Here is a 12187-nt window from a genome sequence, read left to right as displayed (position 1 = left end):
TAATATTTTATCTTTAGCCCATTAACAAGAACTCTATGACCGTACAGGAAATCGCAAATATTCTGGAGGAACTGGCCCCACTCTCATATGCCGAGGATTTTGACAATGTGGGACTATTGGTAGGTGACCACAATCAAGAAGTTACGGGTATATTAGTAACCTTGGACACCTTGGAGGTAGTGGTGGACGAAGCCATCTCCAAGAATTGCAATCTCATCGTGAGCTTTCATCCCATTATATTTAAAGGACTAAAAAAAATCACAGGGAGTACTTATGTAGAGCGGGTGGTTCTCAAGGCCATTGCCAATAACATTGCCATCTACAGCATGCATACGGCATTGGACAACAGTAAAATGGGAGTCAATGCCAAAATTTGCGAGGTGCTTGGTATCCAAAACCCAAAAATCCTGATTCCGAAACAAGGAACCATCAAAAAACTGACCACATATGCCCCTGTGGAAGCTGTGGAAACGGTTAAATCCGCTTTGTTCAAGGCAGGGGCGGGTGAAATTGGAAATTATAGCAATTGCAGTTTCAGTACGGAAGGTACCGGAAGCTTTAAACCAGGTGATGCAACCAACCCTTCTGTGGGGAGTATTGGCCAAGTACATAATGAAAAAGAGGTGCAAATCCATGTAATTTTCTCATTTGAAAAGGAAAAAGCCATCCTAAATGCCTTGTTTGCCAACCATCCCTATGAAGAAGTTGCCTATGAGATCACTACCCTTCAGAACGTAAATCAGGATATTGGTATGGGTATGGTGGGTACGCTGGAAAATGAGATGGAGGAAACCGCATTTCTTCAGCACTTGAAGGAAAAAATGAATGCATCCATGGTCCGGCATTCCGAGTTGTTGGGCAAAAAGGTGAAAAAAGTGGCTGTTTTAGGAGGCAGTGGAGCATTTGCCATTAAAGCGGCATTAAAGTCTGGAGCTGACATATTTGTGAGCTCGGACATCAAATATCACGAGTTTTATCAGGCCGAAAAGCGATTGGTCATTGCCGATATTGGGCACTTTGAAACTGAGCAGTTTACAAAAGATTTATTGGTTGATTATCTTATCAAAAAAATTCCTAATTTTGCAATCTCTTTATCGGAGAGCATTACAAATCCCATCAAGTATTTATAATATATGGCGAACAAAAGTGAAAACACCGTGGAAGAAAAGTTAAGAGCTTTATATGATCTACAACTTATCGATTCCAGGGTTGATGAAATACGCAATGTTAGGGGCGAACTTCCTTTGGAGGTGCAAGACTTGGAAGATGAGGTACTGGGGCTTAAAACCAGAATGGACAAGCTAAAGACCGACGTTGAAACCGTAAATTTTGAGATTGCGGCCAAGAAAAATCTCATTGAGGAGTCCAAAGCATTGATCAAAAAATATGCTGAACAACAAAAGAATGTTCGCAACAGCCGTGAGTTTAACTCTTTGAGCAAAGAGGTAGAGTTTCAGGAATTGGAAATTCAATTGGCTGAAAAGAACATCAAAGAATTTAAGGCCCAAATAGAGCAGAAAAAAGAGGTCATTTCCGAAACCAAGGAAAAATTGACGGAAAGAGAAGGTCACCTAAAGCATAAAAAAGGTGAGTTGGACGCTATTTTGGCCGAAACTGAAAAAGAAGAAAAAGCACTATTAAAGAAGTCCGAGGAATTTGAGGAGAAAATCGAAGAGCGCTTGATTCAGGCCTACAAGAGAATCCGCCACAATGTGAAAAACGGTTTGGCTGTTGTTCCTGTTGAAAGGGGCGCTTCCGGCGGTTCTTTCTTTACCATCCCTCCCCAAGTTCAGGTAGAGATTGCTTCCAGAAAGAAAATCATTACCGATGAGCATAGTGGAAGAATCTTGGTAGATCCATTATTGGCCGAGGAAGAGCAAGCAAGAATGCAAGAATTGTTTGCCAAAATCTAATTTGGACCATAAAGTAAAAAAACTAAGCCACCTTTTAGGTGGCTTTTTTATTGTTGAGCAGTTTCAAAATCTCTTTTTCAACCTCTTCAGAATCCCACTTGGATTCGATATCGGGAAGTTTCATTACCTCTTGCATGATTTTTTCTTGCTCGTCCCCTATGGCCAGGGCTTCTGCATAAGGCCTATCCGAAAAGGTAACCCTACTATACACCGGAATCCATCTATCAGGGTGCTTGGCCGCAAAATGTTTTTCAATTTTCTTTTGCAATAAGAACATGGGATCGGCAGTTTTACTGCTCATTTCCATGAAATTTCGGTAACTGAGCTCGGCAATGGCATCGGCATTGGGTTTGCGTATTTTTTGATACTCCCCAAAAATGCGGTCCCAATCATCACCATACTGGCCCATGAGCTCGTCCAACTGATAAATATCTTCAAATCCAGCGTTCATACCCTGTCCATAAAAAGGAACTATGGCATGTGCCGAATCCCCAACTAGGGCAACCTTGTTCCAATAGGTCCAAGGATAACATTTCATGGTAACCATGGCACTGGTGGGATTCTTAAAGAAATCCTGGGTAAGATTCTCTATTTCCTTCTGAACATTGGGAAAGTAGGTTTTGAAAAAAGTTTTCGCATCTTCCTCCGTTTTTATTTTATCAAAGGAGACCTCTCCCTCAAAAGGTAGGAACAGCGTACAGGTGAAACTCCCATCAATATTGGGCAAGGCAATGAGCATAAACTGGCCTCTTGGCCAAATATGGAATGAGTTTTTACCCAATTTATGGGTACCATCTGGATTGGGTGGGATGGTAAGCTCCTTATAGCCCACATCAATAAAATCCTGTGAGTAATCGAACCTACTACGGCGTTGCATTTTATGCCTAACCCGTGAAAAGGCCCCGTCACATCCAAAAATCAGGTCAAATTGATACTCCTTCCAAGCACTTTTAACGGTTTCCCCGGTATATATCTTAGCTTCAGGAAGATCCACATCCCACACTTTTTCGTTGAATCGAAACTCTGTCCCTGCCTCTTCCGCCAAATCGATCATTCTTCTATTGAGAATCCCTCTGGATATGGACCAGATGGCTTCCCCATCTTTGCCGTAATTCTGGTAATACACTGGCTTGTCGTAAACATGCATGGCCCTTTTGTCCATGGGAATGGCTATTTCCCTAATACTTTCTTCGAGCCCCACCTTGCGGAGCGACTTCCAGCCCCTATTGCTCATGGCCAAATTAATGGACCTTCCCGAGAATTCTATAGTTCTGATATCCGGTCTACGGTCAAATACCGTAACCGAATGTCCTTTTTTTCTTAAAAATATAGCTAAGAGGGAACCCACCAATCCTGAACCGATGATGGCAATATTTTTTGGAGTCTGTGTCATATGCCCGTGGGCCTATTCTAGTTAAGCTATAAAAGTACGGAAAATAGGCAGTATTTCATGCCGTATTGTCTCTTAGACGCCAGTGCCACCTAATGTGCACAGGTCTTTTTCTTGAAGAAAAATTTATGGTGAAAAGTTTTTTTTGGGTAGGGATAAACTTTTGGCACCATAGTTGCCGTATATATATTAAATATTCCGCTTCGGCGTCTCTATATATAAAAAGTCCTTCACAATTTATTGCGAAGGACTTTTTCCCTTTTAAGAAGAGTTTTATTCCAAAATGCCGTCCACTATTCCGTATTCCAGGGATTCATCGGCTCCCATCCAATAGTCGCGATCAAAATCTTTCATCACCTTGTCATAGTCCTGTCCACAGTTATCCGCTAGAATTTTAGCACCCAATTCCTTGGTCTTGATAATCTCCTTGGCCTGTATTTCTATATTGGAAGCTTGCCCTTGGGCACCGCCGCTAGGTTGGTGGATCATGACCCTGGCGTGAGGTTGGATAAATCGCCTTCCCTTCTCTCCTACCGAAAGTAAAATGGATCCCATGGAAGCTGCCAATCCTGAACATACGGTTGACACTGGACTTTTAATTTGTTTTATGGTATCATAAATAGCAAAACCTGAGGTTACATACCCACCAGGGCTATTGATAATCAGTTGAATTTCATCATTGTTTTGAAGATCCAAATACAACAAGCGATCAATAACATGTTTTGCCGAATCATCATCTACCATTCCCCATAAAAACACCTTGCGCTCATCCAATAATTTCTCTTGGATCAATTCACTAACCTTACCTTTTTTTGAACTCATTCTTTGTGTTTTGTAAAGTTCCAAAATTAATCAAATTATAAGTACCAAAATCCTTAACCCTAGGAAATATCCATAGCTAAACGGATTCCCATCCATGGGCTAAAAATGCCGGCAAAAGGGTTCCTCATCGATAATTTGCATACGTTTACCGATAAAACTAACGATATAAGTACCTGATTGACAGTTATCTATGATTTTGTCACCTTATCGAAAAACGGGTCGTACATCGATTTATCCAACACCTATATCGTGTAACTTTCCTATTCCAGTACATCCTGCATTTCTTTGAAACGAATTATGAACCCAAATCTTAATAATTCCAATCCAACAGTGAAAACCTTAACCTACAGCGATTTACTTCAAATCACATTTTTAGTGACCCAATCCTAGCAGGTTAAGCTTTCATAAAGTTTGGACGATCAAATAAGTGATCATCTCAAATCTAAACCTATGAAGAGCAAAACTACTTCTACAGTTAAACCGGTAATTGTTTCTTTCTTACTCTTGTTCTCGTTCAGCATGATGGGGCAGGTTAAAAAGGCATTTACCCCAAGGTATTCAGAAACCATTAAGGGTGATGTGACGATCATCGCCAATAATGTGCTTTCACGTCATGCTACAAATGCGTACAACGGAACGGATGGTAACCACGATTTCTCAAACAATGTTTTTGTAGATATCGATTCGGATGCCTCCACCTTTAATTCCAGTAGCGCCAATTTTTCGAATCCGGAACCAAGCCTTAGCTGTTTGAATTTCAAAAAGGTCTTGTTGTATTGGGCAGCAGCTGACAAAGAATATTCTGTTGATGACAATACAGGTAATGGCGGTGCTGAACCCGTTTGGAATTACAACCAGGTAAAGCTCATGCTACCTGGTCAATCTTCGTACAGCACGATTACGGCTGATGAAGTTATATATAGAGGAAGAGATGAGCATTTCGTAAACGACCCATACATCTGTGTAAAGGATATTACATCAGACGTATCAGGTTTGGCCAATCCTTATGGAAATTTCCAGGTAGCCAATGTGAAAGCTACTGAAGGAGATTTATACTCACATACAGGATCGCATACAGGTACCTCGGGAGGATGGCAAATTGTGTTTGTCTATGAAAACCCGAGCATGATTGGAAAAAACATCACCCTTTTTGATGGCTATGTGCACATTACACAAACACAAGGAGAGGTGGAATTTGATTTTAATGGGTTCCAAACAGTTCCTACCGGAAACGTAAATGCAGATATTGTTCTTGGATCTTTTGAAGGGGACAGGGATATCTCTGGTGACCAGTTGCAAATCTTCGATACCAACAGCACTTGGTCCAACATCTCCACTCCAATTAGAGATAGCAACAACTTCTTTAATAGTCGCATTACCATAGATGGGACAGATTTCACGGATAGAAATCCAGCGAGTACAAACACCCTAGGTTTTGACGCTGCCGTTTTTGATTTACAGAACACAGGTAATAAGTTTATAGACAACAACCAAACATCAGCTACCCTTAAAATTACCTCGGACCAAGAAAGTTATGGTCTTTATTTGCTTGGATTAAGTGTTGAGGTTTATGAACCCAGCCTTGGGGCCTTGAACTTTACTTCCTCAACTTCAGGTACAGGTTTTAACCCAGGTGACAACGTTCAAATGACACTTAGCGTTGAAAATTCGGGTAATGATGATATCCAAAACTTGGAAATTTATACCACCCTTCCACAAGAGGTGGATTTTGTGAATACAGAATCTTTGCCCGCTGGAGTAACATACAATTTTAATACTTCCACAAGGGAGTTGCGCTTTTTTGTTCCTGATGGCAATACCGATGTAGGAGATCCATTGTATACTTTGGATTTCAATGTTCAGATCAAGGACCAATGTCATTTCTTGGAAACTGCATGTTCCGCAAACTTCGCCATGCAAGCCACGGCAACCTTTAGTGGGGTAACCAATACCAATCCAGTGGTGGCCCAAAGTTCGGGAACACTGGATAGTTGTGGTATCGGTAACTTTGACCCTACTGTGGTGGACATCAATGAACCCAATCAGGTAAACTGGTCAACAGCGGCCAATGCATTGGATACTACAGTTTCTTGCGATGATTCTGATGCGTTGAATGCAGCCCAAAACCTTGAACCAGCTACTGAATTTTGCAATTTTACTTTGAACAAGGTTGCAGGTAGCTTTGTTGCCGACCCAAGTTGTCCTGGGGAAGGAACATACACCAATACTTGGACTTTTACAGATGCCTGCGGAAGAACCAGTGATACATTTACACAAGTCATTACGGTGGAAGATAACGCTGCACCAACCTTTGTGGAGACATTGCCAACAGATACCACTGTTTCCTGTGATAGCGTACCGGTTGCAGATGTATTAACCGCTACCGACAACTGTGACAATAGCGTTGCAGTAACCTTTGATGAACAAATTACAGACGGTGATTCCTGTCCTTCCGATTATATCATAACAAGAACTTGGTCTGTGGAGGACTGTGCTGGAAACACTACTGAGCATGTACAGACAATTACTGTTGAGGACATTACTGCGCCTACCTTCGTGGAAACGCTTCCTTCGGACACAGTTGCTGCTTACAATGCGATTCCAAGTGCAGAAACACTCACTGCAAATGACAATTGTGATACAAATGCCGGTGTAAGTTTTTCTGAAACTTATATTGGAGATAATACAAGTACTACCTACACCATTGTTAGGACATGGACTGCGTCCGATTGTACAGGGAATTCCATTGATCATACCCAACAAATTTTTGTTACTGAAAATGGAGATCCCGTTGGTTTGTACATCAATGATATTACGGTGGATGAAGATGCCGGAAATGCCACTTTGGAAGTATTCCATGTAGGTGAAGTAATTGGAGGTTTTACGGTAAATCATACTACTGCTGATGGAACAGCTGTAGAATCCTTGGATTACAGCCTAACTTCTGGCACATTGAATTTCAATGGAACGCATGGGGAATTGGTTTCAATTTCAGTTCCAATAAATGATGACAACATTATTGAAGCAACAGAAGCTTTCACCGTCCAATTGTCTAATGGTAGCAATACACCAGCTATTAATGACAACTCTGGAGAGATTACCATCAACGACAACGACGGGGGTGCGGGCAACGGGGTGTCCGTTGCGGGCTTCAGCGTAAACGAGGACGCCGGTACGGCAGACTTCGTACTGTCATTGAACGCAAACGTACAGGGAGGGTTCAACGTGGACTTTGACGTTGCCGACGGCACCGCCATCGCAGGCAGCGACTATACCGTGGCATCCGCCACCGGGAACATCGCATTTGCCGGTAACGCGGGCGAGCAGCACAGCGTGACCGTCACCATACTTGACGATACACTGATAGAGAACAGCGAGGACCTGTCCATAACGATATCCAACCTTTCAACGGGGCTTATAGGTATTTTGAACGCAAATGCCACAGGTACCATAAATGACAACGACGGCGGTGCGGGCAACGGGGTGTCCGTTGCGGGCTTCAGCGTGGACGAGGACGCCGGTACGGCAGACTTCGTGCTCTCGCTCAACGCCGACGTACAGGGAGGGTTCAACGTGGACTTTGACGTTGCCGACGGTACGGCCATCGCAGGTAGCGACTATACCGTGGCATCCGCCACCGGGAACATCGCATTTGCCGGTAACGCGGGCGAACAGCACAGCGTGACCGTGACCATACTTGACGACAGCCTTATCGAGAACAGTGAGGACCTGACCATAACGATCTCCAACCTTTCGACCGGGCTCATCTCCATCATCGATGGGAATGCAACGGGAACGATAGGTGACAACGACGGCGGGGCCGGGAACGGGGTGTCCGTTGCGGGCTTCAGCGTGGACGAGGACGCAGGTACCGCTGACTTCGTACTGTCGCTCAACGCCGACGTACAGGGAGGGTTCAACGTGGACTTTGCCGTTGCCGATGGCACCGCCATTGCGGGCAGCGACTATACCGTGGCATCCGCCACCGGGAACATCGCATTTGCCGGTAACGCGGGCGAGCAGCACAGCGTGACCGTCACCATACTTGACGATACACTGATAGAGAACAGCGAGGACCTGACCATAACGATCTCCAACCTTTCAACCGGGCTCATAGGTATTTTGAACGCCAACGCCGTTGGTACAATAAACGACAACGACGGCGGTGCGGGCAACGGGGTATCCGTTGCTGGGTTCAACGTGGACGAGGACGCCGGTACGGCAGACTTTGTACTGTCGCTCAACGCCGACGTTCAGGGAGGATTTGACCTGGACTTTGCCGTTGCCGACGGTACCGCCATCGCAGGTTCCGACTATACCGTGGCATCCGCCACCGGGAACATAACATTTGCAGGTAACGCGGGCGAGCAGCACAGCGTGACCGTCACCATACTTGACGACAGCCTTATCGAGAACAGCGAGGACCTGTCCATCGCACTTTCAAACCTTTCAACGGGACTTATAGGTATTTTGAACGCCAATGCCGTTGGTACGATAAACGACAACGACGGCGGGGCCGGGAACGGGGTGTCCGTTGCGGGCTTCAGCGTGGACGAGGACGCGGGTACCGCTGATTTTGTACTGTCGCTCAACGCCGACGTGCAGGGAGGGTTCAACGTGGACTTTGCCGTTGCCGACGGCACCGCCATCGCAGGTAGCGACTATACCGTGGCATCCGCCACCGGGAACATCGCATTTGCCGGTAACGCGGGCGAGCAGCACAGCGTGACCGTCACCATACTTGACGACAGCCTTATCGAGAACAGCGAGGACCTGTCCATAACGATATCCAACCTTTCAACGGGGCTTATAGGTATTTTGAACGCAAATGCCACAGGTACCATAAATGACAACGACGGAGGGGCCGGGAACGGGGTGTCCGTTGCGGGCTTCAGCGTGGACGAGGACGCAGGTACCGCTGATTTTGTTCTGTCACTGAACGCCGACGTACAGGGAGGGTTCAACGTGGACTTTGACGTTGCCGACGGTACGGCCATCGCAGGTAGCGACTATACCGTGGCATCCGCCACCGGGAACATCGCATTTGCCGGTAACGCGGGCGAACAGCACAGCGTGACCGTGACCATACTTGACGACAGCCTTATCGAGAACAGTGAGGACCTGACCATAACGATCTCCAACCTTTCGACCGGGCTCATCTCCATCATCGATGGGAATGCAACGGGAACGATAGGTGACAACGACGGCGGGGCCGGGAACGGGGTGTCCGTTGCGGGCTTCAGCGTGGACGAGGACGCAGGTACCGCTGACTTCGTACTGTCGCTCAACGCCGACGTACAGGGAGGGTTCAACGTGGACTTTGCCGTTGCCGATGGCACCGCCATTGCGGGCAGCGACTATACCGTGGCATCCGCCACCGGGAACATCGCATTTGCCGGTAACGCGGGCGAGCAGCACAGCGTGACCGTCACCATACTTGACGATACACTGATAGAGAACAGCGAGGACCTGACCATAACGATCTCCAACCTTTCAACCGGGCTCATCTCCATCATCGATGGGAATGCAACGGGAACGATAGGTGACAACGACGGGGGTGCAGGCAACGGGGTTCAATTCGATATCACCAACATCAACATTGATGAAGATGCCGGAACAGTTTCAGTACCCGTAAGCCTTAATGTAGACGTACAGGACGAATTTACCGTGGAGTTTTATACCACCAATGGTTCGGCTCAAGATGCATTTGATTACACTGGTATTCCCCAGAACACTCAGGTATTGACCTTTGGGGCAGCCAACAGTAACAATCAAAACATAATCATTCCGATTATTGATGATATCATTATTGAAAGTACGGAAGACTTCCAGGTAGTCTTGACCAATATTTCAACCACATTGGTCAATATCCTGGCTAACGATACCGCTACGGTTAACATTATCGATAATGATGGAAATGAAGGTTATCCAACTGATATTACGCTTGAAGCTTGTGATACGATTCCAACAGCAGAAGTAATTACCGTAAACAGTACCTGTGCAACTACGGTGGATTTCAACGAGTCCATTACAGGACAGGATGATGGCTGCGCCATGGATTATACCATTACGCGAACATGGACTTTTACAGATTGTGTTGGAAACGTACGTGAACACGTGCAAGTGATCACGGTGATAGATACCCAAGCACCATCATTTGTTGAAGTACTTCCGACGGATATTACAGTTTCTTGTGATAATATTCCAGTTGCTGATGTCCTAACGGCCATTGATAGCTGTGATCCAAATATCACTGTAGTATTTGACGAGCAAATCACGGATACTGATTCTTGTGAATCCAATTATATCATCACAAGAACCTGGGATGCAGCAGATTGTGCGGGTAACCCAATAAGCCATACGCAGGTTATCACTGTGGAGGACACAACTGCTCCTACATTTGTTGAAGCCTTGCCAATGGATGTAACTGTTTCCTGTGATGCTATTCCAACAGCAGAAATCTTGACAGCTACGGACAATTGTGACCCAAATATCACCGTAGTGTTCGATGAGCAAATCACTGATTCTGATTCTTGTGGTTCTGATTACATCATTACAAGAACATGGAGTACGGCTGATTGTGCAGGTAATCCTGTAAGTCATACCCAAGTTATCACGGTGGAGGATACTACTGCTCCTACATTTGTGGAAACATTGCCTCTGGATATAACTGTGTCGTGCGACAATGTTCCGACTGCAGAAATCTTGACAGCTATGGACAATTGTGATCCAAGTATCACCGTAGTGTTCGATGAGCAAATCACGGATTCTGATTCTTGTGGTTCCGACTACATCATCACTAGAACATGGAGTACGGCTGATTGTGCAGGTAATCCTGTAAGTCACACCCAGGAAATCACGGTTGAGGACACTCAGGCTCCACAATTTGTGGAAAACTTGCCACAAAGCATGACTGCAATGTGTAACGAGGTTCCTGATGCTATTGTTCTAACTGCGATTGACAATTGTGATACAACTACTGCGGTGACTTTCGATGAGATAATTACCAATGATTCCAATTGTGCAACTGGCTATACCGTTACCCGAACTTGGTCTACGGAAGATTGTGCGGGGAATGTCAATACCCACACCCAGGTTATCACGATAGAACCTACTGGTCCTATCACCTCAAGTGCTTACGAGGAGGAAATCAACCTAATTTGTGGTGATGAGATTCCAGAAGTTCCGCAATTGACCTTTATGGGTGGATGTGGTAACTATCAAGTAGAATTCTCTGAAGAGACCGTTAGTTTGGCAGATACTGAAGACTTCATGATTACCAGAACTTGGGACGTAACTGACTCCTGTGGTAATACTGCCTCTTTTGAGCAAGTGATTTTTGTTATGCAACCTCAACCTGAGGAAGTAGAAATCAACATTTGCGTTGAGGATGATGCCATTAACTTGATTAACTATTTACCAGAATCCTTTGATACCAATGGGGTGTTTGAGTTGATCAGTGGTAATGTTGTCTTGGATGGAAGCATCTTTAATCCAGCCAACCTGGAAGTTGGAGAATACCTGATCAGCTATAGTTCTACTGAAGGAACCTGCAAGTATTATGTAGACTTCACCATCATTGTAAACAGTGATTGTGTGCCTTGTGGTAGAGATGAGATCATTGTATCCAAAACGGTTACTGCCAATGGAGACAATATCAATGATATGTTCACCATTACTGGAGTAGAATATTGTAATTACTCTTTTGAGCTGATGATTTTCAACCGCTGGGGAGATAAAGTATACGAATCCAAGAACTATCAGAATGACTGGGGTGGTTTTGCTCCGAGCAATGCCTTTGGAAATTCCGGTATGCTTCCTTCAGGTACGTACTACTATATCATCAACGTGATAAATACAGATATTAAACCACTGAACGGATACATTTATCTGGGAACTGGTGCAAACTAAACAAACTGCAACTACTTTGAAAGGTCAGCCACACAGGCTGGCCTTTTTTTGTATCGATAATCGAACTATTTCTTAGACCAAAGCCCTTTTGTAAATCAGGTCATTTGCCGCATTCGTCCACAGAAAAATGCACTTCATCGAACCCTTTGTT

General features: G+C 44.9%; 5 protein-coding genes. 3 read left to right on the top strand and 2 right to left on the bottom strand.

Annotated features, from left to right (window positions below; translation table 11 throughout):
• Window positions 1–35 precede the first annotated feature (35 nt).
• Window positions 36–1130: a Nif3-like dinuclear metal center hexameric protein gene (locus tag ACOOE0_RS10715; protein WP_420398922.1), complete on the top strand. Its 1095-nt coding sequence runs from the start codon at window positions 36–38 to the stop codon at window positions 1128–1130.
• A 3-nt stretch (window positions 1131–1133) separates the two neighbouring features.
• On the top strand, window positions 1134–1913 hold the full coding sequence (locus ACOOE0_RS10710) for a zinc ribbon domain-containing protein (RefSeq protein WP_420398921.1): 780 nt from the start codon (window positions 1134–1136) through the stop codon (window positions 1911–1913).
• A 34-nt stretch (window positions 1914–1947) separates the two neighbouring features.
• Here ACOOE0_RS10710 and ACOOE0_RS10705 read toward each other — a convergent pair whose 3' ends face one another.
• Complete coding sequence (locus ACOOE0_RS10705; protein WP_420398920.1) at window positions 1948–3306, bottom strand: FAD-dependent oxidoreductase; 1359 nt, start codon at window positions 3304–3306, stop codon at window positions 1948–1950.
• Window positions 3307–3576: 270 nt separating this feature from the next.
• Window positions 3577–4125 carry a ClpP family protease gene (locus ACOOE0_RS10700; RefSeq protein ID WP_420398919.1) on the bottom strand — a complete coding sequence of 183 codons (549 nt, stop codon included), beginning with the start codon at window positions 4123–4125 and terminating at the stop codon, window positions 3577–3579.
• 450 nt (window positions 4126–4575) lie between these two features.
• Between ACOOE0_RS10700 and ACOOE0_RS10695 the strand changes: the two genes are divergently transcribed.
• Window positions 4576–12036 (top strand): Calx-beta domain-containing protein, encoded by a 7461-nt coding sequence (locus ACOOE0_RS10695; RefSeq protein WP_420398918.1) that lies wholly within the window; start codon window positions 4576–4578, stop codon window positions 12034–12036.
• The last annotated feature ends 151 nt before the right edge of the window (window positions 12037–12187 follow it).

Source organism: Flagellimonas sp. (assembly GCF_965215805.1).
Classification (GTDB): Bacteria; Bacteroidota; Bacteroidia; order Flavobacteriales; family Flavobacteriaceae; genus Flagellimonas.
This window is presented reverse-complemented; position numbering and strand designations above follow the sequence as displayed.

Coding starts and splice junctions, on each gene's coding strand:
- ACOOE0_RS10715 (WP_420398922.1), top strand. CDS start 36: ATGACCGTACAGGAAATCGCAAATATTCTGGAGGAACTGGCCCCACTC.
- ACOOE0_RS10710 (WP_420398921.1), top strand. CDS start 1,134: ATGGCGAACAAAAGTGAAAACACCGTGGAAGAAAAGTTAAGAGCTTTA.
- ACOOE0_RS10705 (WP_420398920.1), bottom strand. CDS start 3,306: ATGACACAGACTCCAAAAAATATTGCCATCATCGGTTCAGGATTGGTG.
- ACOOE0_RS10700 (WP_420398919.1), bottom strand. CDS start 4,125: ATGAGTTCAAAAAAAGGTAAGGTTAGTGAATTGATCCAAGAGAAATTA.
- ACOOE0_RS10695 (WP_420398918.1), top strand. CDS start 4,576: ATGAAGAGCAAAACTACTTCTACAGTTAAACCGGTAATTGTTTCTTTC.